At 60.5% G+C, this 23,705-nt stretch carries 24 protein-coding genes; 17 read left to right on the forward strand and 7 right to left on the reverse strand.

What is annotated here, in order from left to right; translation table 11 throughout:
- The first annotated feature begins 198 nt into the window (after window positions 1–198).
- Both HU759_RS11915 and HU759_RS11920 read left to right on the forward strand, forming a co-directional pair.
- Window positions 199–939: a hypothetical protein gene (locus tag HU759_RS11915; RefSeq protein WP_186617413.1), complete on the forward strand. Its 741-nt coding sequence runs from the start codon at window positions 199–201 to the stop codon at window positions 937–939.
- Window positions 940–1,056: 117 nt separating this feature from the next.
- Entirely contained in the window at window positions 1,057–1,356 is a 300-nt protein-coding gene (locus HU759_RS11920) for a hypothetical protein (RefSeq protein ID WP_017137718.1), read from the forward strand.
- Window positions 1,357–1,596: 240 nt separating this feature from the next.
- On the opposite strand, the gene HU759_RS11925 is transcribed toward HU759_RS11920, so the two are convergent.
- From HU759_RS11925 to HU759_RS11935, 3 genes are all read right to left on the reverse strand, one after another.
- Window positions 1,597–2,106: a hypothetical protein gene (locus HU759_RS11925; protein ID WP_169987196.1), complete on the reverse strand. Its 510-nt coding sequence runs from the start codon at window positions 2,104–2,106 to the stop codon at window positions 1,597–1,599.
- A 61-nt stretch (window positions 2,107–2,167) separates the two neighbouring features.
- On the reverse strand, window positions 2,168–2,794 hold the full coding sequence (locus HU759_RS11930; protein WP_225933043.1) for an XRE family transcriptional regulator: 627 nt from the start codon (window positions 2,792–2,794) through the stop codon (window positions 2,168–2,170).
- Between the two features lie 5 nt (window positions 2,795–2,799).
- Window positions 2,800–2,958, reverse strand: coding sequence for a hypothetical protein (locus HU759_RS11935; RefSeq protein WP_017137721.1), 159 nt, complete (start codon window positions 2,956–2,958; stop codon window positions 2,800–2,802).
- A gap of 242 nt (window positions 2,959–3,200) precedes the next feature.
- Here HU759_RS11935 and HU759_RS11940 point away from each other — a divergent pair, with 242 nt between their 5' ends.
- From HU759_RS11940 to HU759_RS11950, 3 genes are all read left to right on the forward strand, one after another.
- Window positions 3,201–5,315, forward strand: coding sequence for a TonB-dependent receptor (locus tag HU759_RS11940; protein ID WP_186617415.1), 2,115 nt, complete (start codon window positions 3,201–3,203; stop codon window positions 5,313–5,315).
- A gap of 238 nt (window positions 5,316–5,553) precedes the next feature.
- The gene (locus HU759_RS11945) at window positions 5,554–6,096 is read left to right on the forward strand and encodes a sigma-70 family RNA polymerase sigma factor (RefSeq protein ID WP_017137723.1); all 543 of its coding nucleotides are present in this window, start codon (window positions 5,554–5,556) and stop codon (window positions 6,094–6,096) included.
- Window positions 6,093–7,025 carry a FecR family protein gene (locus tag HU759_RS11950; protein WP_186617417.1) on the forward strand — a complete coding sequence of 311 codons (933 nt, stop codon included), beginning with the start codon at window positions 6,093–6,095 and terminating at the stop codon, window positions 7,023–7,025. The genes HU759_RS11945 and HU759_RS11950 overlap by 4 nt, the downstream gene beginning before the upstream one ends.
- 1 nt (window position 7,026) lies before the next feature.
- On the opposite strand, the gene HU759_RS11955 is transcribed toward HU759_RS11950, so the two are convergent.
- Window positions 7,027–8,844 (reverse strand): sigma-54-dependent Fis family transcriptional regulator, encoded by a 1,818-nt coding sequence (locus HU759_RS11955; RefSeq protein WP_186617420.1) that lies wholly within the window; start codon window positions 8,842–8,844, stop codon window positions 7,027–7,029.
- 289 nt (window positions 8,845–9,133) lie between these two features.
- Between HU759_RS11955 and HU759_RS11960 the strand changes: the two genes are divergently transcribed.
- The 6 genes from HU759_RS11960 to HU759_RS11985 are packed head-to-tail and all read left to right on the forward strand — an operon-like array spanning window position 9,134 to window position 15,058.
- Entirely contained in the window at window positions 9,134–10,228 is a 1,095-nt protein-coding gene (locus tag HU759_RS11960; RefSeq protein ID WP_017137726.1) for an ABC transporter ATP-binding protein, read from the forward strand.
- Window positions 10,228–11,325, forward strand: a complete 1,098-nt coding sequence (locus tag HU759_RS11965; protein WP_017137727.1) for an ABC transporter ATP-binding protein — start codon at window positions 10,228–10,230, stop codon at window positions 11,323–11,325. Before HU759_RS11960 ends, HU759_RS11965 begins: the two co-directional genes overlap by 1 nt.
- Entirely contained in the window at window positions 11,322–12,188 is an 867-nt protein-coding gene (locus HU759_RS11970; protein WP_017137728.1) for a sugar ABC transporter permease, read from the forward strand. The genes HU759_RS11965 and HU759_RS11970 overlap by 4 nt, the downstream gene beginning before the upstream one ends.
- A gap of 10 nt (window positions 12,189–12,198) precedes the next feature.
- Window positions 12,199–12,999 (forward strand): carbohydrate ABC transporter permease, encoded by an 801-nt coding sequence (locus HU759_RS11975; RefSeq protein ID WP_003174634.1) that lies wholly within the window; start codon window positions 12,199–12,201, stop codon window positions 12,997–12,999.
- Between the two features lie 11 nt (window positions 13,000–13,010).
- Window positions 13,011–13,283 (forward strand): DUF2160 domain-containing protein, encoded by a 273-nt coding sequence (locus tag HU759_RS11980; protein WP_026013758.1) that lies wholly within the window; start codon window positions 13,011–13,013, stop codon window positions 13,281–13,283.
- Between the two features lie 32 nt (window positions 13,284–13,315).
- Window positions 13,316–15,058 carry an ABC transporter substrate-binding protein gene (locus tag HU759_RS11985; protein WP_017137730.1) on the forward strand — a complete coding sequence of 581 codons (1,743 nt, stop codon included), beginning with the start codon at window positions 13,316–13,318 and terminating at the stop codon, window positions 15,056–15,058.
- 134 nt (window positions 15,059–15,192) lie between these two features.
- On the opposite strand, the gene HU759_RS11990 is transcribed toward HU759_RS11985, so the two are convergent.
- Entirely contained in the window at window positions 15,193–15,621 is a 429-nt protein-coding gene (locus tag HU759_RS11990; protein WP_017137731.1) for a hypothetical protein, read from the reverse strand.
- A 165-nt stretch (window positions 15,622–15,786) separates the two neighbouring features.
- Here HU759_RS11990 and HU759_RS11995 point away from each other — a divergent pair, with 165 nt between their 5' ends.
- Window positions 15,787–16,800, forward strand: a complete 1,014-nt coding sequence (locus HU759_RS11995) for an ABC transporter substrate-binding protein (RefSeq protein WP_186617422.1) — start codon at window positions 15,787–15,789, stop codon at window positions 16,798–16,800.
- Window positions 16,801–16,927: 127 nt separating this feature from the next.
- On the opposite strand, the gene HU759_RS12000 is transcribed toward HU759_RS11995, so the two are convergent.
- Window positions 16,928–17,716 (reverse strand): helix-turn-helix transcriptional regulator, encoded by a 789-nt coding sequence (locus HU759_RS12000; RefSeq protein ID WP_017137733.1) that lies wholly within the window; start codon window positions 17,714–17,716, stop codon window positions 16,928–16,930.
- 85 nt (window positions 17,717–17,801) lie between these two features.
- Between HU759_RS12000 and HU759_RS12005 the strand changes: the two genes are divergently transcribed.
- The 4 genes from HU759_RS12005 (at window position 17,802) to HU759_RS12020 (ending at window position 20,915) form a co-directional block, all read left to right on the forward strand.
- Window positions 17,802–18,800, forward strand: a complete 999-nt coding sequence (locus HU759_RS12005) for a bile acid:sodium symporter family protein (RefSeq protein ID WP_138453533.1) — start codon at window positions 17,802–17,804, stop codon at window positions 18,798–18,800.
- An 86-nt stretch (window positions 18,801–18,886) separates the two neighbouring features.
- Window positions 18,887–19,249: a hypothetical protein gene (locus HU759_RS12010; protein ID WP_017137735.1), complete on the forward strand. Its 363-nt coding sequence runs from the start codon at window positions 18,887–18,889 to the stop codon at window positions 19,247–19,249.
- 111 nt (window positions 19,250–19,360) lie between these two features.
- Window positions 19,361–20,545: a sugar transporter gene (locus tag HU759_RS12015; RefSeq protein WP_099547752.1), complete on the forward strand. Its 1,185-nt coding sequence runs from the start codon at window positions 19,361–19,363 to the stop codon at window positions 20,543–20,545.
- 13 nt (window positions 20,546–20,558) lie between these two features.
- The gene (locus tag HU759_RS12020) at window positions 20,559–20,915 is read left to right on the forward strand and encodes a hypothetical protein (protein WP_170038595.1); all 357 of its coding nucleotides are present in this window, start codon (window positions 20,559–20,561) and stop codon (window positions 20,913–20,915) included.
- 161 nt (window positions 20,916–21,076) lie between these two features.
- Here HU759_RS12020 and tal read toward each other — a convergent pair whose 3' ends face one another.
- Entirely contained in the window at window positions 21,077–22,000 is a 924-nt protein-coding gene (gene tal, locus HU759_RS12025) for a transaldolase (RefSeq protein WP_176991955.1), read from the reverse strand.
- 345 nt (window positions 22,001–22,345) lie between these two features.
- Between tal and HU759_RS12030 the strand changes: the two genes are divergently transcribed.
- The gene (locus tag HU759_RS12030) at window positions 22,346–23,665 is read left to right on the forward strand and encodes an LLM class flavin-dependent oxidoreductase (protein ID WP_099547755.1); all 1,320 of its coding nucleotides are present in this window, start codon (window positions 22,346–22,348) and stop codon (window positions 23,663–23,665) included.
- Window positions 23,666–23,705 lie beyond the last annotated feature (40 nt).

Genomic DNA, 23,705 nt, shown 5'->3' on the forward strand with positions numbered 1-23,705 from the left:
CGGCGTCAGAAGCGGGACGCGGAGCGTCCAGGGCGGCATTCCTTTGCGGCGCGTGGGAACGATCCTATAGGCACTCCTTTGTGTGTAGGCAACCTCTGATCCGACCCGGCTCGCCGCACTTTTTTTGATTCTCCTGATCTATCCCTGTCACGACCCCACTCATTCAGAGTGTGAGCAGCAGAATCAGACCCGGTGCCGATGGATCGAACGTCACATACTTGTATCTCCCGCTGGCCGTTGTTTTTGGTTGTTCTTTTGGCACTGTTTACCAGTGGTTGCAGCCAGCAGCAGGGCCGCGACATCGCCAGCCAGTTCAGCAATGGCAGGCCCGATGAGTTCTTTCAGACCAGCGTTGACCGCATGGCAACCCTGAGCATGCGCGACAACTTGCAAAGCCTGTATCTGCTGATGAGCAAGCTCTACCTGCGCAACCCCAGCCAGTGGCGCCTATCCGGTTACCCGGATGCGGTGAGTGCCGCGCGGGAAATCCGCCAGGCCATCGAGCATCAGCAACCGCTGCCGGCCCTCGGCGAGCGGCGCGATCTCGCGGCCTTGAGTTACTCGTTAAGCCCCGACTTCAGAGGCGACCGGGTCGGTGCGTTTATCTACGCGATCGGCAGCATGCTGGTGACCGCTCACGGCGGCCGCACCCAGTTCTATATGACTGACTCGATCAACCCGCAGTTTGTCAGCAACGCCGCACGCAATATCGAAAAAGCCACCTGGCTGCTCAGTCAGCGCCAGGATGCCAACGGGGTGTTGCTGCTGTTTTCCAACGAGATATCGGAGGAGGGCAGTAACCTGAGCTTTGCGGTCGAGTTCGGCAAAGTGGTTGCGCGCCTGGACTTGCTCGCGCAGATGCTCGATGAACGCTACCGACGTGTGGCGCTCAACTACGCGCAGAGTTTGCTGCTGATGAATTTCTTGCCGGTGCAGTAATGTAGGTACGGTATTTCCCTTTCAGGTGTAGGAAGTGGCCTATCTTAAGTCCCCACGCTTGAAACACCCCTCGGTGGGCAATAGCCTCGGACTTTTCTCAACGGATGAGTGCCTACCTTGGGTAAGCGAAAAACGGTTTGGCCTACGGATCGCGAAGTTCGTCTGCGATTCATTCTCTTTGCGGTGATCGACGTGGCAAGCGCCCAGGGTGTTCCTGCCGAGGTGTTATTGACCGCACATAAACTGCTGCGTGACTCGCCGGCGGAGTCTCAGTTACGTAAAGCCCTGGCTGACATCCTGGCCTGCGATGAAATGGCGGGGTTCAGTTTCCTCAGGGGGTCTGAGGCGGATGATTTTATGCGCACGATCGAACCGCTCACGGAGGCGACTGATCACCAGGTTTTGCTCTCGGGTTAGATCGTTTATTTCCTTAAGTGAGGTCGCAAGGCTTTAATCGCATATCCATCCTGACGTTTATGCGGTGCCAGTAGCGGCTTTAAACGTCTTTACAGCTATTTATCTGTTATCACGCCCGGTGTCGCTGTCCTGTTCACCCAAGCACGCTCCCGAACAGCCATTTGTGCTGCTCTGCCGTCGTCTTGCGCCGTAGCCCGGTGTCTCTAGAATCGGCGCCAGAACTTAGCCATTTCCTGTCGATTACGGAGTTTCGAACATGATGAACGCAATGCAGATGCCGATGAACACGTCCATGCCAATGATGCCGATGATGGGCATGCCGATGATGATGGCGACCATGAAGTGCGAAATGGCGGGCGACGCCATGATGTGCACCATGAAGCCGGCGGCCGGTATGGACATGGCGCAGTTCAAGACCAATGCCGACATGATGGCGATGATGATGAACTGCGGCATGCCGATGATGATGCAGTGCGCAAACATGTCGATGCTGTGCATGTCGGCCGATGCCATGAAGATGATGGCTGACATGAACATGCCGATGATGGCCATGGGCATGTCGATGCCGATGATGAAATGCATGATGGAATGCAGCGTGATGGGCGACAGCATGATGTGCAAAATGATGCCAATGCCAGGCATGAGCATGGCCATGATGGAAAACTGCTGCATGCTGATGAACAAACTGATGAATGACTGCGCCATGCCGATGATGATGAGCTGCAACGGCATGCCGATGATGTGCTGCACCTGCTGACCGCTGCTGCCTAAAACGCAAAAAAAAGCCCCGACTTGTCGGGGCTTTTTGCATTCAGTCCAGGCGTTCCGGGTAGGTGATCACCAAAAATGCCACCGCCTCGCTGTCCGCCGGGTTGCGGTAGCGGTGGGGCTGGTCGGCGTAGAACAGGATCGAGTCGCCGGTGGAGAGCAAGTAGCGCTCATCGTTGACGCTGACTTCCAGTACGCCCTGGGCCACCACCAGGTTTTCCTGAATGCCGGGGCCGTGACCGGCAGAAATTTCTTCGCCGAGCGCACACAAGCGGATTTCGTAAAATTCCGATTGGCGGGCGGTATCAAAGGGAAACAACGCACGGCTGACGAATGCCCCGTCGGCACTTACCAGGCGTTTGCTTTGTCGCGCCGGCAACACCTCGACGCCTTCAAAGGCACGGTCCTCCAGAAAGGCCGCGACCGACACCTTCAAGCCTTTGGCGATTTTGCACAGCACCTTGATCGACGGCACGCTGCGGCCCGATTCGATCTGCGCCAGCATCGCCCGGCTCACGCCACACGCGCGTGCCAACCCGTCCAGCGAGAGGTGGCGCTTACTGCGCAAACGTTGCAGGTTCTGCGCCACGCACAGGCTGGTGTCGTCATCCTCAATCGCAGGTTTTGGCAGTGCTTGGGCTGATTCGGGCAGTACCTGTAAAAAATTCATCGGCGTTACGCCCGGCGCGTATCACTGGCGGTTGCGGTGTGGGCGGAGAACACCGCAAGCCCCGCGCGTGCCGCGTACATCGCCCACATCAGCTCGGCCGCGGCACGCGCCTGGCGGCGTTTACGGTGGAGGGTGAAGTCAATAACGCTGGCGGATGTTTGCATGGGGGAAATCTCGTGGGCGACTCAATGCCTCCACAGTAATGCGTGCTGGTTATTTCTTTAAATACTGAGTTTGCATGTGTTAATGCGATTTTGGACTTAGAAAATAATCCCGGTCCGATGCTGTTGTGGGAAGGGTCTGGTCCGTTAATTAAGCGTGACCTGGTGAGCCTGCCTGGCTTCCCATCACTGTTCGCGTGATGGCCCAGGCTTTGTCACGCCCCCGAATGCCAAGGATTTACCCCATGCTGTTGCGCCAACCCCCACTGCTGTTTGCCGCCCTGACCCTCAGTTCACTGGCGCACGCCGACACCCTGCAACTGGCCCCGGTCGAGGTCTCCAGCAGCGAAGCCAGCGCCGCCGAAGTGGCCCAGGCGCAGCTCAAGAGCGTGCCCGGTGGCACCAACTTCATCGATATGAGCAGCGTGCAACAGGGGCGCGTCAGCACCAACGAAGACGTGTTCAAGTACCAGGCCGGCGTCTACGCCAAGGCGGCGAATAATGAAGGCGTGAAGTTGTCGATCCGCGGTTCCGGCCTGAACCGCAGCCCCGGCTCCCACGCCTCGGGCCTGTATGAAATGCTCGACGGTTTGCCGCTCACCGGCCCCGGCGGCACGCCCTATGAACTCAAGGACCCGCTGTGGCAAAGCCGCGTCGAGGTACTGCGCGGCGCCAACGGTTTTGACCAGGGCGCCCTGGCCCTGGGTGGCTCGGTCAACTATGTCACGCACACCGGCTATGACGCGCCGAAGTTGCAGGTGCGCTATGAAGTGGGCAGTCGCGGTTATGCCCAGCGCGAAATCAGCTCCGGCCAGGTGCTGGGCGACGCCGACTACTACATCAGCCTCACCGACTCCGAATCCGACGGCTACCAGCACCAGAGCGCCGGCACCGGCAAGGGCATTGCGGCCAACTTTGGCTACCGGTTCAACCCGGACCTGGAGACGCGCTTCTATTTTCGCTACCGCGAAACCACCAACGACAGCCCCGGCAAGCTGACGCGCTACCAGATCAGCCACGATCCAACCGCCGCCAACAGCCTCAACGCCGCCCGCGACTCGAAACGCCTGCAGCCGGGCTCGACCTGGATCGCCAACAAGACCACCTTGCAGCTCGATGACACTTCCCGCGTCGAGGTGGGGCTGGCCTATCACGACTACCCGATGGATTTGCGCGAAGGGCTCAACCGCCTGAAAGTCGCCTACACGGATGTCAGCGGCACCCTGAACTACATTCGCCAGGACAGTTGGTTCGGCCACGACAGCAAAACCACCATTGGCCTGCGCACCACCCAGGCGATGCCCAACAACGGTGCCTCGGAATATGTGCGCGTACCGTCGAGCAACCCCGCCACCTATTACGCCCCCGGCACCAAGACCCGCGACTACAGCTACCTGGGTTCCGACACGGTGTTGCATATCGGCAACGAGCTGGAACTGGTGCAAGACCTGTGGCTGACCACCGGCCTGGCTGCGATCTACACCCGCCGCGAAACCCAGGTCAGCTACCCGCAAGGGCAGGCGCCGCTCAGCCAGCATGATTGGGACTACGCGCCGCGCATTGGCCTGCGCTATGACTTCACCCCGCAGTTGCAGGTGTACGGCAACCTGAGTCGCTCGGTCGAACCGCCGCACGCGTGGTCGATGATTTGGGGATCCAACAAGTATTTCACCGGCGGCCCGGCCAAGGGGCTGGCCCGCGAAGGCGTGAGCTTGCGCAATCAGACCGCCACTACCCTGGAGATAGGCGGGCGTGGTGAGCAATGGTTCGGCCAGTGGGATTTGGCGTTGTATCGCTCCGAAGTGCGTCACGAACTGCTCACAGTGGAGACCCAGGCGCAGACACAGACCAGCAGCGCCGTCGTCGCCGAAGCCAACGCCAGCCCCACCGTGCACCAGGGCGTGGAGTTGAGCCTGCTCAGCCCACTCTGGGACGGCGGTGGTAATGGCCAGTTGGCCTTGCGCCAGGCCTACACCTACAGCGATTTTCACTACCGTGACGACGACCGCTTCGGCGCCAACACCTTGCCGGGCATCCCCAAGCATTACTACCAGGCGCAAGTGCGCTACAGCCACCCGACTGGTTTCTACACCAGCCTCAACACCGAGCACGCTTCACGGGTGGCGGTGGATTACGCCAACTCTTACTACGCGGCGGCGTACACAACGCTGGGCGCCACTTTCGGCTATGACGCGCCGAAACAGGACTGGCAAGCCTGGGTTGATCTGCGCAACCTCACCAACCGGCGTTATGCCAATACCGTCACGCCGGGGTATGACGACAAGGGGTTGGATGTGGCCCGCTCCACACCGGCCGATGGGCGCGGTATCTATACCGGTGTGTCGTGGAACTGGCGCTAAGCCAATTTAACTGTCACCGAGGTCTAACTGTGGGAGCGAGCTTGTGTGGGGGGCTGGCTTGTGTGGGAGCTGGCTCCCACACAGACCAGCATCCACACAGACCAGCATCCACTCAGACCAATTCCCACACAAGCCCGCCCACGGCATCCAGCCCACCCGAGTGGCCCTTGCCCCGCCACAGTTTTACTGGCATTGTTCGCTCAATTGGTAATCTTTCCCATTTGAGAAGTTTTTGCGCATGCATGACATTCCGGCCGCGCCGGGCGATTGCGCCCGTCAGCAGACCCTTACGGCGATGTACAGCGAGCACCATGGCTGGTTGCACGGCTGGCTGCGCAAAAAACTCGGGTGTTCCCAGTACGCTGCCGACCTGGCCCACGATGCGTTTATCCGCGTGTTGATGCTGGCCGATCCGCACACCATCAAGGAGCCTCGCGCCTTTCTCGCCACCACCGCCGGGCGCCTGTTGATCGATGGGGCGCGGCGCCGCCGGATCGAAAAGGCCTACCTGCAAGCCCTGCTGGTGCAGTGTGAAGACGCCGGCATGCCCGACCCGGCCGCGATCCATGTGGCGCTGCAAGCCCTGGAGCGCATCGCCGAGATGCTCGCCGGCCTGCCGGCGAAAACCCGTGAAGCCTTCCTGTTAAGCCGCCTGGACGGGCTCACCTACAGTGAGATCGCCACGCGTCTTGAGGTGTCACCCAGCACGGTCAAAAACTACCTGTCCACCGCGCTGGTGCATTGCTACCACAGCCTGTACGGGGCGGACCCGTTGCCGTGAACGCCGAGCAGATCATTCAACAAGCGGCGAATTGGCTGACGCGGCTGCACGATGAAGACGTCAGCGATGCCGAGCGCCACGCCTTCAATACCTGGTGTCAGGCCGACCCGCGCCATGCCGTGGCCATCGAGCGTATGCGCTCGCTCTGGGGTGGCTTCGATACGTTGCCCGCGCAACCGGCACGCATCGCCCTGAATCGCGCCTTTGCGCTCCAACGTTCGCGCAGGGTGCAGGCCTTGGGGGTGCTGGGCGTAGTGCTGTGCTGCTGGTTCGGTGTGCAGCACATGCCGGTGTGGACGGCCGACCAGCGCACCGGCATCGGCGAGCGCCGCCAGGTTGCTCTTGAGGACGGCAGCCAGTTGCAGCTCAACAGCAACTCGGCGGTGGACGTGAAATTCGACGGCCACCAGCGCGTGATCGAACTGCTGCAAGGCGAGCTGTGGGTTGACGTGGCCAAGGACGCGCAACGGCCGTTCGTGGTACGCACCGATCAAGGCACGGCCACGGCCTTGGGCACGCGTTATCTGGTCAAGCGCGCAGTGGACGGCAGCACCGTGGTCACGGTGATCGAGTCCACTGTGGCGGTCCAAGGTGACACGGGCGAGGGCGTCAAGGTCACGGCCGGGCAGCGCGCGATTCTTGATCATGGCCACGCGGGGCCTGCACAGGCCAGCGGCAGCGCCGACCCGGATGCCTGGACGCGTGGCCTGCTCAAGGTCAACGACCAACCGCTGAGTGAGGTGCTGCAAACCCTGGCCAGCTACCGCCACGGCTTGGTGCGCTTCGATGCCCAGGCGTTGAAAAACCTGCGTGTGTCCGGGGTGTTCAAACTCGACGACACGGCGGCGGCGCTCTCGGCGCTGGCCGATAACCTGCCGATTCGGGTGGAGTACTTCACCGACCTGATGGTGGTGGTCAAACCGCGCTAGATCAGCCTTCGTGCTGGCGCAGGCGCTTGTACAGGGTGTTGCGGCTTACGCCCAGTTCCCGCGCCAGGTGGGAGATGTTGCCGCCCGCTGCTTTCAAGCGTTGGCTCAGGTCGCTGTTGTCTTCCAGGCTTGGCTGGGTGGGCAAGGGCGCGGTCACGTTCAGGTCGACAAAGAAATCATCCGGCAGATGCTCCGGTCGCACCGGCTGCTCCTCGGCCATCGCCAGCGCCACCTGCAACACGCTGCTGACCTGGCGCAGGTTGCCCGGCCACGGGTGCTGCTCGAACAACGCCAGCACTTCGGCACTCAGCCCGGCCCATTGGGTCGGCTCACGGTGCTGTTGCCACAGCTGCTGGAACAGTGCCTGCTTGTCGGTACGCTCGCGCAGGGGCGGCAGTTCCAGGGTCAGGCCACCGATGCGGTAGTACAAATCCTCACGAAAGCGCCCGGCCTGCACCCAGTCGCGCAGCACGCGGTTGGTGGCCGAGATGATGCGCAAGTCCACCGGGAACAGCTCGCTGCTGCCCACCGGCTGCACGCAACGCTCCTGCAACACCCGCAGCAAGCGGGCCTGGGTCGGCAAGGGCATGTCGCCAATTTCATCCAGAAACAGCGTGCCCTTATCCGCCTTGCGGATCAGGCCGATGCTGCCTTTCTGGTTGGCACCGGTAAAGGCGCCTTTTTCATAGCCAAACAGCTCGGACTCGACCAGTTCGGCGGGGATCGCTGCACAGTTCACCGCAATGAACGCCTGTTTGCTGCGCGAACTGGCCTGGTGCAGGGCTTTGACGAACACCTCTTTGCCAACGCCGGTCTCGCCGTGAATCAACAACGGAATGTCTTTCTCCAACAAGCGCTCAGCCTGGCGCACGGCCTTTTCTACGCGCACATCGCCAAAATGCAGGGTCTGGATGCTCATCGGCGCAGGTTTTGTGGGCTTGGGTTCAGCAAAGACCCGCGCCTGCACCGGCATCTTCTGCGGCCGCTTCAATAAACACTGGAACCGATTGCGGCCCGCGGCCTGTAACGAGAACGGCAAGCCCTCGGGTTGATTCAACAATTCCAGCAGCGAGACTTTAAACAAACTGTCGATCAGCACCCGCGACAAACTGATGCCCAGCAAGTTATCGGCGCGACGGTTGGCCGACAGCACCTGGCCGCTGTCATCAAAGATGATCAGGCCCGCCCACTGGCTGTCGAGGTTGTTCAGGCCGGTGTTGAAGGTCAGTTGGAAATGCTCGCCGCGAAACAGGTTGAGGATCAGCCGGTTCTCGACGGTCTGGCTCATCATCTTGACCATGCCAAGGGTGTGGGAGGGCGGCAGGTAGCTGTCGCTGGACACATCCAGTACCGCAATGATTTCGCGCTGGGCATCGAAAATCGGCGCCGCGGAGCCGGTCATGAAGCGGTTGGCCTTGAGAAAGTGTTCATCGTGCTCGATATGCACCGCCTGGGCACAGGCCAGCGCAGTGCCGATGGCGTTTGTGCCGCTTGAGCGCTCCCTCCAACTGGCGCCGGCAGTGAAGCCGCGCGCCAGCTTCGGCTCGATAAAACGCTGGGTGCCCCACGAGGTCAGCACCTGGCCCTGGTTGTCGGCCAGCATGATCAGGCAGTTGGAGTTGCTGAGGATGTTTTCGTAGTAGGGCAGCACTTCCTGATGGGTGGTCTGCACCAGGGAATGCTGGCTTTCGAGCAACTGGCTGATGCCTTCGGCGGGCAGTTGATCAAAGCTGGGGGTGCTCTGGTGGTCCAGTCCAAAGGCGCGGCAACGGCGCCAGGATTCCTGGATAAGGGTGTCGTGTGCGAGGGGTTCGGCCATGGGGGCGACCTTCTTTTATTTTTATTGTTATCAAGCCTTACGCCGTCCAACTGTGGGAGCAGGCAAGCCAGCTCCCACATTAAATCTGTGGCGCCCATCGATTGTTGTTCAGAACTGTTCAATGTCAACCCGCTTAATGTTCAGTTGTTCAGCGCTGGTTGTTCATTTGTGTTCATGCCTGAACATCCTGTTCAACCCATTTCCTTACAGATCAACCACCTGCCACTTCTGGCACGAAACTCGCTCTTACGAATGGCCAGAATCATTCCAATAATAAAAAGGGCGTGTCATGTCATTGACCCTGGAACATGTCTCCCGCGTTGTCGAAGGCCAGACCTGGATCGACGACGCCAACCTGCGTTTCGAAGCCGGTTCTTTCAACGTATTGCTCGGCCGCACGCTGTCCGGCAAGACCAGCCTGATGCGCCTGATGGCCGGGCTGGACAAACCCGACAGCGGCCGCATCCTGATGAACGGCGTAGACGTCACCCACAAGCCGGTGCGCCTGCGCAACGTGTCGATGGTCTACCAGCAGTTCATCAATTACCCGACCATGACCGTGTTCGAAAACATCGCCTCGCCATTGCGCCAGGCCGGTGTGTCCAACGAACTGATCCACAGCAAAGTGCTGGAAACCGCGCAGATGCTGCGCATCGAGAAGTTCCTGCAGCGCCACCCGCTGGAGCTTTCCGGTGGCCAGCAGCAACGCACGGCCATGGCCCGCGCCTTGGTCAAAGACGCCGAGCTGATCCTTTTCGATGAGCCGTTGGTAAACCTGGACTACAAACTGCGCGAAGAGCTGCGTCAGGAAATGCGCGAGTTGTTCAAGGCGCGCCATACCATTGCCATCTACGCCACCACCGAACCCAATGAAGCCCTGGCCCTGGGTGGCACCACCACCATCCTGCACGAAGGCCGGGTGATCCAGAGCGGCAGGGCCGCCGAGGTGTATCACCAGCCCCAGACGGTGCTGGCCGCCGAGCTGTTTTCCGAGCCGCCGATCAACCTGATGCCGGGGCGTATCAGCGGCAATGAAGTGAGTTTTGCCAATGTCGTGCACTTCCCGTTGAACGTGGATCTGCGTCCCATCGGCGAAGGCGAGTTCCGTTTTGGCGTGCGCCCCAGCCATATCAGCCTGGTGCCGAGCAACGACGATGACCTGGAACTGGCGGTGACCGTGGAGGTGGCCGAGATCAGCGGTTCGGAAACCTTCCTGCACGTGCGCAGCGAGCATTTCCTGTTGGTGCTGCATTTACCGGGGGTGCATGAGTACGACGTCGACGCGCCGATTCGTGTGTACATCCCCACCCATAAACTCTTTGTGTTCGATGGCCAGGGGCGTTTGGTCCAGGCCCCCGGGCGCCGCGTCGCGAGGGTTGCCTGATGGCCGAGATCCATTTGCAGAACCTCGCGCACAGTTACAGCCCTACACCCAATGGCCCCGAGGACTACGCCATTCGGGCCATGAACCATGTGTGGGAGCAGGGCGGTGCCTACGCCTTGCTCGGGCCATCGGGCTGCGGCAAGTCGACATTGCTCAACATCATCTCCGGCTTGCTCAGCCCGTCCGAAGGCCAGGTGCTGTTTGACGCTAAAGTGGTCAACGAGCTGACCCCGGAGAAACGCAATATTGCCCAGGTGTTCCAGTTCCCGGTGGTGTACGACACCATGACGGTGTTCGACAACCTGGCGTTTCCCCTGCGAAACCAGGGCATGGCTGAGGCGAAAATCCACAGCAAGGTGCAGGAAATTGCCGAAGTCCTCGACCTGCAAGCCCTGCTGAGCAAAAAAGCCCGCAACCTCACCGCCGATGAAAAGCAAAAAGTTTCCATGGGCCGTGGCCTGGTGCGCGATGACGTGTCGGCGATCCTGTTCGACGAACCGCTGACGGTGATCGACCCGCACCTCAAATGGAAACTGCGCCGCAAGCTCAAGCAGATTCATGAGCAATTCAATATCACCATGGTCTACGTCACCCACGACCAGCTTGAGGCGTCGACCTTCGCTGACAAAATCGCGGTGATGTATGGCGGGCAGATCGTGCAGTTCGGCACGCCGCGTGAGCTGTTCGAGCGCCCCAGCCACACCTTTGTCGGCTATTTCATCGGCAGCCCCGGGATGAATCTGATCGAGGTGCAGGCCGAAGCCGGTGGCGTGCGCTTTGCCAGTACGTTGCTGCCGTTATCCGAGGCGTTGCAACAGCGCCTGCGCGAGGCGGACTACAAAAAGCTGCAGGTGGGTATCCGCCCGGAATTTATCCACGTGTGGGACGAGTACAACCCTGACGCGCTGCAGGCCGACGTCGTGCATGTGGAAGACCTCGGCACCTACAAGATCATGACCCTCAACCTCGACGGCGCGTCGTTGAAAGTACGCCTGGCCGAAGACAAACCGGTGCCGGAAGGCAAAGCCTCGATCAGTTTTCCCGCGCAGTGGTTGATGGTGTACGCCGACGATTACCTGCTGGAGGTGCAGCCATGAACAAGGTGCAGAACAACAAGGCCTGGTGGCTGGTGTTACCGGTGTTCCTGCTGGTGGCGTTCAGCGCGGTGATCCCGATGATGACCGTGGTCAACTATTCGGTGCAGGACATTTTCGACCAGTCCAGCCGCTATTTTGTCGGTGCCGACTGGTACAAACAGGTGCTGCTCGACCCCCGCCTGCATGACTCCTTGCTGCGCCAGTTCATCTACTCGGCCTGCGTGCTGTTGATCGAAATCCCGCTGGGCATCGCCATCGCCCTGACCATGCCGACCAAGGGCCGCTGGTCGTCACTGGTGTTGATCATCCTGGCGATTCCGCTGCTGATCCCGTGGAACGTGGTCGGCACCATCTGGCAGATTTTTGGCCGCGCCGACATTGGCTTGTTGGGTTCGACGCTCAACGCCATGGGCATCAACTACAACTATGCGGCCAACACCATGGACGCCTGGGTGACGGTGCTGGTGATGGATGTGTGGCACTGGACTTCGCTGGTGGCGCTGCTGTGTTACTCGGGGCTGCGTGCGATTCCGGACGTGTACTACCAGGCAGCGCGGATTGATCGCGCATCCGCTTGGGCGGTGTTCCGACATATCCAATTGCCAAAGATGAAAAGCGTGCTGCTGATCGCGGTGATGTTGCGCTTTATGGACAGCTTCATGATTTACACCGAGCCTTTCGTGCTGACGGGCGGCGGGCCGGGTAACGCCACCACGTTCCTCAGTCAGACCTTGACCCAAATGGCTGTAGGCCAATTCGACCTGGGCCCGGCGGCGGCGTTTTCCCTGGTGTATTTCCTGATCATCCTGTTGGTGTCCTGGCTGTTCTACACCGCCATGACCCATTCCGACGCCAACCGCTGAGGCCGCCAACATGAGCAAGCGCAAGGTTATTCCGCTGCTGATCTACATCCTGTTTCTGCTGGTGCCGATCTACTGGCTGCTGAACATGTCCTTCAAGAGCAACACCGAAATCCTCGGCGGGCTGACCCTGTTTCCGCAGGACTTTACCCTGGCCAACTACAAGGTGATCTTCACTGACCCGAGCTGGTACACCGGTTACCTCAACTCGCTGTACTACGTGAGCCTGAACACGGTGATCTCCCTGAGCGTGGCGCTGCCGGCGGCCTATGCGTTTTCGCGCTATCGGTTCTTGGGCGACAAGCACCTGTTCTTCTGGCTGCTGACCAACCGTATGGCGCCGCCGGCGGTGTTTTTGCTGCCGTTTTTCCAGCTGTATTCGTCCATCGGGCTGTTCGATACGCACATCGCCGTGGCGCTTGCGCATTGCCTGTTCAACGTGCCGTTGGCGGTGTGGATCCTGGAAGGCTTCATGTCTGGCGTGCCCAAGGAAATCGACGAAACCGCCTACATCGACGGCTACAGTTTTCCCAAGTTTTTCGTGAAGATTTTTATCCCGTTGATTGGCTCCGGTATCGGTGTGACGGCATTTTTCTGCTTCATGTTTTCCTGGGTCGAACTGCTGCTGGCGCGCACCTTGACCTCGGTTAACGCCAAGCCCATCGCGGCGGTCATGACGCGCACGGTCTCGGCTTCCGGCATTGATTGGGGCGTGCTGGCAGCGGCGGGGGTGTTGACCATTCTGCCGGGCATGCTGGTGATCTGGTTTGTTCGCAACCACGTGGCCAAGGGCTTTGCCCTGGGCCGGGTCTAGAGGGTTCGATGATGGAATGGATGGCCTGGACCACCCCGACCGCACTGTTCTTTGTGACGATTGGCCTGCTGCTGGCAGGCATGACCACCTGGGAACTGCGTTCGCCGAGTATTCCTCGGCGCGGTTTGTTGCCGATCAGCACCACCCGTGGTGATCGTTTGTTTATCGGTCTTCTCGGCAGCGCCTACCTGCATTTGCTGGTGATCGGCGTTACCGACTGGAGCATCTGGGTGGCGTCTGCGCTATCCCTGGTATGGCTGTTGAGTGTGATGCGTTGGGGCTAGTGCCCTTATGAATAAACCACCAGGAGGTCTCTATGTTGAATAAAAACAATAAGCTGCGACATAGCATTTCATTGGCCGCCGTACTGGCCTTGAGCGGTTTGAGCGCCACGGCCTGGGCCGATGCGTACGAAGATGCCGCGAAAAAATGGATCGGCAGCGAGTTCAAACCGTCCACCCTTACCGAAGCCCAGCAGCTCGAAGAGTTGAAGTGGTTTATCAAGGCGTCGGAACCGTTCCGTGGGATGAAGATCAACGTGGTGTCGGAAACCCTCACCACCCACGAGTACGAATCCAAGGTACTGGCCAAGGCCTTCAGCGAAATCACCGGCATCAAGCTGACCCACGACCTGCTGCAGGAAGGCGACGTGGTGGAGAAGCTGCAAACCCAGATGCAGTCCGACAAGAATATCTATGACGGCTGGGTGAACGATTCCGACTTGATCGGTACGCACTTTCGCTATGGCAAGACCGAATCCATCACCGACCTGATGGCCAACGAAGGCAAGGCCTTCACCTCGCCGACCCTGGATATCAAGGACTTTATCGGCATCTCGTTCACCACCGCGCCGGACGGCAAGATCTACCAGTTGCCCGACCAGCAGTTCGCCAACCTCTACTGGTTCCGCGCCGATTGGTTTGAGCGCGCGGACCTTAAAGCCAAGTTCAAGGAAAAATACGGCTACGAGCTGGGTGTGCCGGTGAACTGGTCGGCCTATGAAGACATCGCCAAGTTCTTCAGCGAAGACGTCAAGGAAATCGACGGCAAACGTATCTATGGGCACATGGACTATGGCAAAAAAGACCCATCGCTGGGCTGGCGCTTCACCGATGCCTGGTTCTCCATGGCCGGCGGCGGCGACAAGGGCCTGCCCAACGGCTTGCCGGTGGACGAGTGGGGCATTCGCGTGGAGGACTGCCACCCGGTAGGCTCCAGCGTGACCCGTGGCGGCGACACCAATGGCCCGGCCGCGGTGTTTGCCACGCAAAAGTACGTGGACTGGATGAAAGCCTACGCGCCTCCGGAAGCGGCGGGCATGACCTTCTCTGAATCCGGGCCGGTGCCGTCCCAGGGCAACATCGCCCAGCAGATCTTCTGGTACACCGCGTTTACGGCCGACATGACCAAGCCGGGCCTGCCGGTGGTGAATGCCGATGGCACGCCGAAATGGCGCATGGCGCCGTCGCCGGTCGGGCCGTATTGGGAAAAGGGCATGAAAAAGGGCTATCAGGACGTGGGTTCCTGGACCTTCCTCAAGTCCACGCCCGAGAAGCAAAAGCTTGCGGCGTGGCTGTACGCGCAGTTTGTGACCTCGAAAACCGTGTCACTGAAGAAAACCATCGTTGGCCTGACGCCGATTCGTGAGTCCGACATCAACTCCCAGGCCATGACCGACATGGCGCCGAAACTCGGCGGGCTGGTGGAGTTCTACCGCAGCCCGGCGCGGGTGGAGTGGACGCCGACCGGCACCAACGTGCCCGACTACCCACGCCTGGCGCAGCTGTGGTGGAGCAACATCGCTGCAGCGGCCAGTGGCGAGAAAACCCCGCAACAGGCGCTGGATAACCTGGCCAAGGAACAGGACGCGATCATGACGCGCCTGGAGCGTTCCAAGGTGCAGCCGGTGTGCGGCCCAAAAATGAACCCGGAGCGGGATGCGCAGTACTGGTTTGACCAACCGGGTGCGCCGAAGCCCAAGCTGGCGAATGAGAAGCCCAAAGGGGAGACCGTGGCTTACGGTGATCTGTTGAAGCAGTGGGAGGCGGCGCGTAAATAACCCATAGGCCGAAACACTGTACCTGTGGCGAGGGAGCTTGCTCCCGCTGGCCTGCGTAGCAGGCCCATTTTTGGGGCCGCTGCGCAGCCCAGCGGGAGCAAGCTCCCTCGCCACAAGGGCAGGTAAACACTAGGTCAGGCGGCCTGCGGCTGAACCTGCAACTGCCCATCCACATCCTTGACCAGCTCACTGGCCAAAAACAGCGGCGCCAAGCGCTTGTGAAGTTGCGGCTCGACAAACTCCTTCACCGTCTCCAGCACCAATACGCCACTGAGCGGCAGCTCGGCCTTGGTGTATGACAGCCACGCCTTCTTCAACACCATCAACACATCGCTGCCCGCCGTGGAGGCAAAGCGGCGGTGCGTGGGTTTGCCGTCGAAGTTGAAGGTGTGCTGGAACGCGTAGCCGGTTTCGTCACCGTTGGCGGCGCTGCAGCGCACGCAGGTGCATGGGCCATCGCCGAATGCGCTGCGCAGGTAAGCGTTGAAGTCCACCACGGGCTTGAGTGACAGGCGCTTATCGACCTCGAACAGATCCCCAGTCATTTTATCGTCAGTGTTCAACGTCCATTTCCTCGCAGGTTGGCAGGTGTATTTCAAAGCGCGGCACAATAACAGCCACACGGCATTTTGGGGATGATTAGCATAACAATAGATCCCGATATTCTTTTCCAGTCTTAAAATTCGTCGCTAGGCTCTATCACCTTCTCGAAAACGCGGCAGATTCCCATGACTTTCAAGCGTTCCTCCCTGACCCTGTTGGCCGCGTCCCTGGCGGCCGCGAGCGCCTTGCTCAGCCCCGGCGCCCAGGCCGAAGGCAAGATCAGCATTGCACAGCAATTCGGTATCGGTTACCTGATCCTCGACGTGGTGCGCGACCAGCACCTGATCGAAAAACATGGCAAGGAGCAGGGCCTGGATATCAAGGTGGAATGGAACAGCATTTCCGGCGCCACCGCCATGAATGAATCGCTGCTGGCCGGCGCCCTGGATGTGGTCTCGGCGGGTGTGCCGCTGATGCTCACCCTGTGGGACCGCACCAAGGGCAAGCAGAACGTCAAGGCCATCGCCTCCCTGGGTTCGATGCCCAATTACCTGCTGACCAATAACCCCAACGTGAAGACCCTGCAGGACTTTACCGAGAAAGACCGCATCGCTGTGCCGGCCGCCGGCGTGGGTTTCCAGTCGCGCACCTTGCAGATCGAGACGGCCAAGCTGTTCGGCGATGCCAATTTCAAGAAGTTCGACGACATCTCCATCAGCCTGGCCCACCCGGATGCCACGGCGGCGTTGATTGCCGGTGGTTCGGAGATCAATTCACACTTCTCCAGCCCGCCGTTTCAGTATCAGGAGTTGTTGAACCCTAACGTGCACAAGGTGCTCAGTTCCTACGACATTCTTGGCGGGCAGGCGTCGTTCAACGTGCTCTACACCACGCAGAAATTTCACGATGACAACCCCAGGACCTACAAGGCGTTTTATGACGCGCTGGCGGAGGCCGAGAAGATCATCAAGGCCGATAAACCTGCGGCCGCCAAGACGTATATTCGCGTAGAGGAATCCAAGCTGCCGCTGGACCTGGTGGAGAAAATCGTCCAGGACCCGGAAATCGACTTCACCATCGTGCCGCAGCGTACGTTTATCTATGCCCAAAAGCTGCAGGAATTGGGCGTGCTGAAGAACAAGGCGGCGAGCTGGAAGGATTACTTCTTTGAAGAAGCCCATGGTGGTGATGGCAGCTGATTTGTAATTGGGAGCCAATGTGGGAGCTGGCTTGCCTGCGATAGCATCAACTCGGTGTACCTGACACACCGAGGTGCCTGCATCGCAGGCAAGCCAGCTCCCACAGTGGATCGTTGTTGTCTATGTGTCAGCGGAAGAATTCGCCCGGCGTAGACTCAAACTGCTGCCGAAACGCATTGATAAACGCCGACGTCGACTCATACCCACACCCCAGCGCCACATCCGTCACCCGCTCGCCTTGCTCCAGCGCGGGCAGGGCGCTGAGCAAGCGCAGGCGCTGACGCCAGGCGCGAAAGGTCAGGCCTGTATCACTCAAAAACAACCGGCTCAGGGTCTTTTCACTGACCCCAAGCTTGTGGCTCCAGTCACCCAGGGTGGTCTGCTGCTCCGGGTGCAGGTTCAGGCTGCGGTAAATCTGCCGCAGCCGTGGGTCATGGGGCAACGGCAGCATCAAATCCACCTGGGGCGCGGCCGCCAGTTGGTCGAGCACCACCTGGGCCAGCCGCCCGTCCGGGCCGTCCTCGGCATACTCCACCGGCAACTCGCTGAAACTGCGGATCAACTCGCGCAACAAACTGCTCACCTCCAGCACCTGGCAACGCTCGGCCGCCCAGGCGGTGACGCTGCAATCGAGGTACAGGCTGCGCATTTCCGTGTGCGGTGAGCTGAACACCCGGTGCGGTACGCCCGCAGGAATCCACACGGCGCGCTGGGGCGGGGCGACGAAACGGCCGACACTGGTCTGGATCTCCAGCACCCCCGAAATCGCATACGACAACTGCACCCACGGGTGGCTGTGCCGGCGGGTCAGTGCGCGGTTGGGCAGCGATTCGGTGCGGCCATACACCGGGCGTGGCAGGCTGGAAAGCCCGGGCACACTGCGTCGGACCGTCTTGTCATGTCCTTTAGGCGGCATTTACTGGCTCATTGGCGTTAGTCGGTAACAGGCCGTTAAGTTAGAGTCGCAGCGATGCTCTTGGCAACCCCTGGAAGATTTGCTTATGACCCGCCCGCGTTTTCTACCTGACAACTTCACCCTGACCCTGATCGCCACGGTGATCCTTGCGTCACTGCTGCCGGCCAGCGGCCAGACCGCCGTGGCCTTCGGCTGGGTGACTAACCTGGCCATCGCGCTGCTGTTTTTCCTGCACGGCGCCAAGCTGTCGCGCCAGGCCATCGTTGCCGGTGCCGGGCACTGGCGCCTGCATTTACTGGTGTTCAGCCTGACTTTTGTGCTGTTCCCATTGTTGGGCCTGGCGCTCAAGCCGCTGCTGTCGCCGCTGATCGGCAACGACCTGTACATGGGCATGCTGTATCTGTGTGCGCTGCCGGCCACGGTGCAATCGGCGATTGCCTTCACCTCGCTGGCCCGCGGCAACATCCCGGCAGCCATCTGCAGCGCGGCGGCCTCCAGCCTGTTCGGCATCTTCCTGACGCCGTTGCTGGTGACCTTGCTGCTTAACGTACACGGCGATGGCGGCTCCACGGTCGACGCCATCCTGAAAATCAGCGTGCAGCTGTTGCTGCCTTTTGTGGCCGGGCAGATCGCCCGGCGCTGGATTGGCGAGTGGGTGGGGCGTAACAAGTCCTGGCTGAAGTTCGTCGACCAGGGCTCGATTCTGCTGGTGGTGTATGGCGCGTTCAGCGAAGCGGTCAACGAAGGCATCTGGCACCAGATCCCGTTGTGGGAGCTGGGCGGTCTGGTCGTCGCCTGCTGCGTGTTGCTGGGCTTGGTGCTGGTGGCCTCCGCCGTGTTGGGCAAGGCATTTGGGTTTAACCAGGAAGACCGCATCACCATCTTGTTCTGTGGCTCGAAGAAAAGCCTGGCCACCGGTGTACCGATGGCCCAGGTGCTGTTCGCCGGGGCGACCATGGGCGTGCTGATCTTGCCGTTGATGCTGTTTCACCAGATCCAGTTGATGGTCTGCGCGGCGCTGGCGCAGCGTTATGCCAAGCGCCCGGAAAGCATCTCCGAGATGATGGGCCAGGTCGATCCGTGATCCAGCGCACACCTTGGCAAGATTGACCTCAAGTTAACGCTCGAGCAGACGACTTCCTTATTGAGAGCCCAATAAGGAGTGTCGGCATGAACGTTAAAGGTATTTCGGTATTAACCGGCCTGTTTTGCCTATGGGCGGGAGCCTGTGGTGCCGCGCAGACCATAGGGCAGGGCACCATTCAATTTCGCGGCGCCATCGTCGAACCCGGCTGTGCGACAAATGCGCGCAGTGGCGCGGTGATGGAGTTGACCGGGTGCGCCAGTTCCAATCGTGGTAGTCGCTTCGAGGTGCGCAATATTGCGCCAGTGGCCAGCGTCAACGCCGCCCATGTAAAGCTGGTGGCAGACAGCGGCGATGGGCGTTATTACAACCAGAGTTACTTGCTGGTGGATGCCGCCGGCAAGGCGATCCAGTCGGGCAACTACGTGATTACCATGACCTCGCCCTAAGCCTTCGGGCGACGATCCGCGTCAACAGCGGGCCAAGAAACCTATAGAATGCCCGGCGGCGGCGCTGTTCTGCGCGGCCGTCGGATCATCGCCAGAGTATCTCGCCCGCCAATGAGCATTTCAGCCGCAACGCCCCAAGCCAATTGGCAACCGGTCATCGCCTTGGCGCTGGCCGCCTTTGTGTTCAATACCACCGAATTCGTGCCCGTGGGCCTGCTCAGCGCCATCGGTGCGAGCTTCGACATGCCCATCGCCAGCGTCGGCTTGATGCTCACCATCTATGCCTGGATCGTTTCGCTGACCTCGTTGCCGGTGATGCTGCTGACGCGCAACGTCGAGCGGCGCAAGTTGCTGATTGTGCTGTTCGGCCTGTTTATCGCCAGCCATATCCTCTCCAGCGTCGCCAACAGTTTTGGCCTGCTGATGGTCAGTCGCATCGGCATTGCGTTGTCCCACGCGCTGTTCTGGTCAATTACCGCGTCCCTGGCCGTGCGCCTGGCGCCGGAAGGCAAGCAGGTGCAAGCCCTTGGGTTGTTGGCTACTGGCACCTCTTTGGCGATGGTGTTGGGCATTCCCCTGGGCCGTCTGCTCGGTGAAGCCATGGGCTGGCGCACCACCTTCCTGGTGATCGCCGCGTTCGCTGGCGCGCTGGTGTTCTGGCTGGCGCGCACCTTGCCGCCGCTGCCGAGCCAGAACTCCGGCTCGCTGCGCAGCCTGCCGTTGCTGTTCAAACGCCCGGCACTGGTGGCACTTTACGTACTCACCGCCATGACCGTTACCGCGCAATTCACCGCCTACAGCTACATCGAACCCTTCGTCGAAGGCGTGGCCGGTTTGGGTGGTGGCGCCGTAACCCTGATTTTGCTGGTGTTCGGCGGCGCGGGCATCATCGGCTCGCTGCTGTTCAGCCTGGTACACCGTTTCAACCCACATATCTTCGTGGTCAGCGCAGTGTTCCTGCTCGCGGCCTGCTTGACCCTGATGCTGCCCTTGAGCGGCGCCGAGTCGTACCTGGTGATACTGAGCATTTTCTGGGGCATGGCCATCATGGGCTTCGGCCTGGCGATGCAATCGAAGGTGCTGGTGCTGGCACCGGACGCCACCGACGTAGCCATGGCAATGTTCTCCGGCATCTACAACATCGGCATCGGCGGCGGCGCCCTGATGGGCAGTTGGGTCGGCAGCCACTTCGGCTTCGCCTGGATCGGCGTGGCGGGCGGGGCGTTGGCAGCGGTGGCGTTGATCGGGTATTGCCTGGCGATTCGCAAGTTTGGGACGGGTGTGGTGCGTAGCTGAGGAGTAACGATTGATGATCAAACCTGCTGTTTTCGCGATGCTTGCCAGCGTGTCTGCGCTGTTGCTCAGCCCTTCGAGCGTTGCCGCCAGCTTCGACTGTGGCAAGGCCAAAGCGCCTGACGAAATTGCGATTTGCAAGAACGTCAGCCTCAACGACCAGGACGTGACCATGGCGTTGCTCTACGACCTGAACAAGCACTTCATGGCCATGGGCGGGCGCGGGTCATTGATGGACGGGCAGGCCGAATGGCTCAAACAGCGGCATGCCTGCGGGGCGAAAGTCAGTTGCCTGAGCGCTGCTTATACGCAGCGGATTGGCCTGTTGCGCGGGTTCATTGATGAGCGGGTGATGACGAAAGGGCCGTTTTGAGCCAGCAATCCTAGGCAAAAAAGCAACCTGTGGGAGCTGGCTTGTTGTGGCGAGCAGGCTTTTCTGTGGGAGCTGGCTTGCCTGCGATAGCGATCTGTCAGCCACCACCGCTATCGCAGGCAAGCCAGCTCCCACATTTGACCGCATGCGGTTTTAGTACCTTACAGCGCAGCCAGCACCGCCTCGAGCTTCTCCTGATCCCGCGCAAACTGGCGAATGCCTTCGGCCAGCTTCTCGGTGGCCATCGCATCTTCATTCGACGCCCAACGGAATTGCGCTTCGGTCAATGGCTGACGCGCTTCGCCTTCTACGCCCGGCGCCAATTTGCGTTGCAGCACGCCGTTATCGTCAGCCAGTTTTTGCAGCAGGTCAGGGCTGATGGTCAGGCGGTCGCAACCGGCCAGCTCTTCGATCTGGCTCAAGGTGCGGAAGCTGGCGCCCATCACCACGGTGTCGATTTTATTGGCCTTGTAGTAGTTGTAGATACGCGTCACCGACTGCACGCCCGGGTCTTCGGCACCTGTGTAGTCCAGGCCGGTGTTTTTGCGATACCAGTCGTAGATGCGGCCCACGAACGGCGAGATCAAAAACACCCCGGCATCCGCGCAGGCCTGGGCCTGGGCGAAGGAAAACAGCAGGGTGAGGTTGGTCTGGATACCGGCTTTTTCCAGGCGCTCGGCGGTGCGGATGCCTTCCCAGGTGGAGGCCAGTTTGATCAGCACGCGGTCGCGGCCGACACCGGCCTGGTCATACAGGGCGATCAGCTGGTTGGCCTTGGCCCACAGCGCGTCTTCGTCGAACGACAAACGCGCGTCGACTTCAGTGGAAATACGCCCCGGAATCACCTTGAGAATGCCCGCGCCCACCGACACCGCAAAGTGATCGCAGGCCAGGTCCACATCGCCTTTGGACAGGCTCACGGCATTGCGCAGCAGCTCGGCGTATTCCGGGATGGCGGCGGCCTTGAGCAGCAGCGACGGGTTGGTGGTGGCGTCCACCGGGCGCAGGCGGCTGATGGCTTCCAGGTCGCCGGTGTCGCAGACCACGGTGGTGAATTGCTTGAGTTGTTCGAGCTTGGACGTCATGAGTGGCGGTCCCCAGGAAAAGAGTGAAGGTAGCTGTTGTACCATTTCCGGGGCGCCCTGTTTACCGCGCGTGCAAACCTGTCGCGGCCTTAAGGCTTCCAGGTCTGCACGTCCTGCGCATCCACCGCCTTGGCGTAAGGCGTGCCTGTCATCACCGCGATTTTCTTGCGAAATAGCGCCAAGCTTAAAGTTATGAAAAGCATTCGATAAATACTCTTTCGATCTGAGCTTAGGGCGCTTTTTGCAGCGTCCGACCAATCGGGCATAACCATAGAGTTATATGATTCTTTCATAATTTTGCGTGATTAATATAATAAAAAGCGAACTTTCCCGCGAAGACGCTTTATGACCTCACGCCGCCAGATCCATTTGTCAGCCTTCCTGTTGAGCGGCCCGGTGGTGCACAGCCACGCGGTATGGCGCCACCCCGAAACCGTCGGCAATTACCTCGACCCCGAGTACTACACGCGTATCGCCAAAGTCGTGGAGGAAGGCTTGTTCGACTTCCTGTTTTTCGCCGATCGCCTGGCCGTGGGCGACCAGATGGGCGGCTCCCGTGAGTTTGCCTTGCGCTACGGCGCCCAGGACGCCACGCGCCTCGACCCGCTGCCGATCCTGTCGTACCTGGTGGGCCAGACCACCAAACTCGGCCTGGGCGCGACCCGTTCCACCACCTATTACGAACCGGCGCATATTGCCCGCGAATTCGCCACCTTGGACCACCTGTCCAAGGGCCGCGCGGCGTGGAATATCGTCACCTCGATGAATGACAGCGAAGGGCGCCTGTTCGGCAAGGCCAAGCACCTGGAGCATGACCTGCGCTACGACCGCGCCGATGAGTTTGTCGAGGTCGCGCTGAAACTCTGGAACAGCTGGGGCAAGGACGCGCTCAAGCTCGACCGCGAAAGCGGCGTGCTCGCCGACCCGGCATTGATTACCTCGGTGCAACACCAGGGCGAGTGGTTCCGGGTTGAAGGCCCGCTGAATATCCCGCGTTCGCCCCAGGGCCGGCCGGTGCTGATCCAGGCCGGGTCTTCCGGGCGGGGTCGGCGCTTTGGCGCACGGTGGGCCGAGGCGATTTTTACCATTCACCCGCACCTGGCGGCGATGCAGTCCTTTCGCGATGACGTGCGCGCCCAGGTGGTGCAACAAGGCCGCGCCGCCGACAGCTGCAAAATACTCACCGCGGTGATGCCGTTTATTGGCGGCAGCGAAGCCGAAGCCCGCGCCAAGCGCGACCAGCACAACGCCCTGGCGCGGCCGGAGTTGGGGCTGGTGACACTGGCTTCGCAGCTGAATGTGGACCTGTCGCCGTTCCCGTTGTCGGCCACCCTGGCCGAGGTGGCGCAGTCGCCGCTTATCCACGGTGCAGCGGCGGAAAAGCTGCTGATGCAAGGCCCCGAGCTGACCCTGGAACAACTCGGCCGGATCTTCGCCAGCAGCGTGCGCGTGCCGCAACTGGTGGGCACCGGCGCGCAGATCGCCGACCAATTGGCTGAGTTGTTCGAGCAAGGCGGTTGCGACGGCTTTGTGATTTCGCCGGGGTACTTGCCGGGCTCGTTCACCGAATTTGTCGAAAGCGTGATTCCGCATTTGCAGCGCAAGGGCCTGTTCCGCACGGCGTACGAAGGTTCGACGTTGCGTGAGCACCTCGGTCTGGACTGATGCGCTCTATGTGGGAGCTGGCTTGCCTGCGATAGCGGTG

The sequence above is a fragment of the Pseudomonas sp. OE 28.3 genome (assembly GCF_014268205.2).
Taxonomy (GTDB): Bacteria; Pseudomonadota; Gammaproteobacteria; order Pseudomonadales; family Pseudomonadaceae; genus Aquipseudomonas; species Aquipseudomonas edaphica.

What these genes read in the sequence shown, in the direction of transcription:
- HU759_RS11915 (WP_186617413.1), top strand. Translation starts at nt 199, where the DNA reads ATGGATCGAACGTCACATACTTGTATCTCCCGCTGGCCGTTGTTTTTG.
- HU759_RS11930 (WP_225933043.1), bottom strand. Translation starts at nt 2,794, where the DNA reads ATGAATTTTTTACAGGTACTGCCCGAATCAGCCCAAGCACTGCCAAAA.
- HU759_RS11935 (WP_017137721.1), bottom strand. Translation starts at nt 2,958, where the DNA reads ATGCAAACATCCGCCAGCGTTATTGACTTCACCCTCCACCGTAAACGC.
- HU759_RS11940 (WP_186617415.1), top strand. Translation starts at nt 3,201, where the DNA reads ATGCTGTTGCGCCAACCCCCACTGCTGTTTGCCGCCCTGACCCTCAGT.
- HU759_RS11945 (WP_017137723.1), top strand. Translation starts at nt 5,554, where the DNA reads ATGCATGACATTCCGGCCGCGCCGGGCGATTGCGCCCGTCAGCAGACC.
- HU759_RS11955 (WP_186617420.1), bottom strand. Translation starts at nt 8,844, where the DNA reads ATGGCCGAACCCCTCGCACACGACACCCTTATCCAGGAATCCTGGCGC.
- HU759_RS11960 (WP_017137726.1), top strand. Translation starts at nt 9,134, where the DNA reads ATGTCATTGACCCTGGAACATGTCTCCCGCGTTGTCGAAGGCCAGACC.
- HU759_RS11965 (WP_017137727.1), top strand. Translation starts at nt 10,228, where the DNA reads ATGGCCGAGATCCATTTGCAGAACCTCGCGCACAGTTACAGCCCTACA.
- HU759_RS11970 (WP_017137728.1), top strand. Translation starts at nt 11,322, where the DNA reads ATGAACAAGGTGCAGAACAACAAGGCCTGGTGGCTGGTGTTACCGGTG.
- HU759_RS11975 (WP_003174634.1), top strand. Translation starts at nt 12,199, where the DNA reads ATGAGCAAGCGCAAGGTTATTCCGCTGCTGATCTACATCCTGTTTCTG.
- HU759_RS11980 (WP_026013758.1), top strand. Translation starts at nt 13,011, where the DNA reads ATGGAATGGATGGCCTGGACCACCCCGACCGCACTGTTCTTTGTGACG.
- HU759_RS11985 (WP_017137730.1), top strand. Translation starts at nt 13,316, where the DNA reads ATGTTGAATAAAAACAATAAGCTGCGACATAGCATTTCATTGGCCGCC.
- HU759_RS11995 (WP_186617422.1), top strand. Translation starts at nt 15,787, where the DNA reads ATGACTTTCAAGCGTTCCTCCCTGACCCTGTTGGCCGCGTCCCTGGCG.
- HU759_RS12000 (WP_017137733.1), bottom strand. Translation starts at nt 17,716, where the DNA reads ATGCCGCCTAAAGGACATGACAAGACGGTCCGACGCAGTGTGCCCGGG.
- HU759_RS12005 (WP_138453533.1), top strand. Translation starts at nt 17,802, where the DNA reads ATGACCCGCCCGCGTTTTCTACCTGACAACTTCACCCTGACCCTGATC.
- HU759_RS12010 (WP_017137735.1), top strand. Translation starts at nt 18,887, where the DNA reads ATGAACGTTAAAGGTATTTCGGTATTAACCGGCCTGTTTTGCCTATGG.
- HU759_RS12015 (WP_099547752.1), top strand. Translation starts at nt 19,361, where the DNA reads ATGAGCATTTCAGCCGCAACGCCCCAAGCCAATTGGCAACCGGTCATC.
- HU759_RS12020 (WP_170038595.1), top strand. Translation starts at nt 20,559, where the DNA reads ATGATCAAACCTGCTGTTTTCGCGATGCTTGCCAGCGTGTCTGCGCTG.
- tal (WP_176991955.1), bottom strand. Translation starts at nt 22,000, where the DNA reads ATGACGTCCAAGCTCGAACAACTCAAGCAATTCACCACCGTGGTCTGC.
- HU759_RS12030 (WP_099547755.1), top strand. Translation starts at nt 22,346, where the DNA reads ATGACCTCACGCCGCCAGATCCATTTGTCAGCCTTCCTGTTGAGCGGC.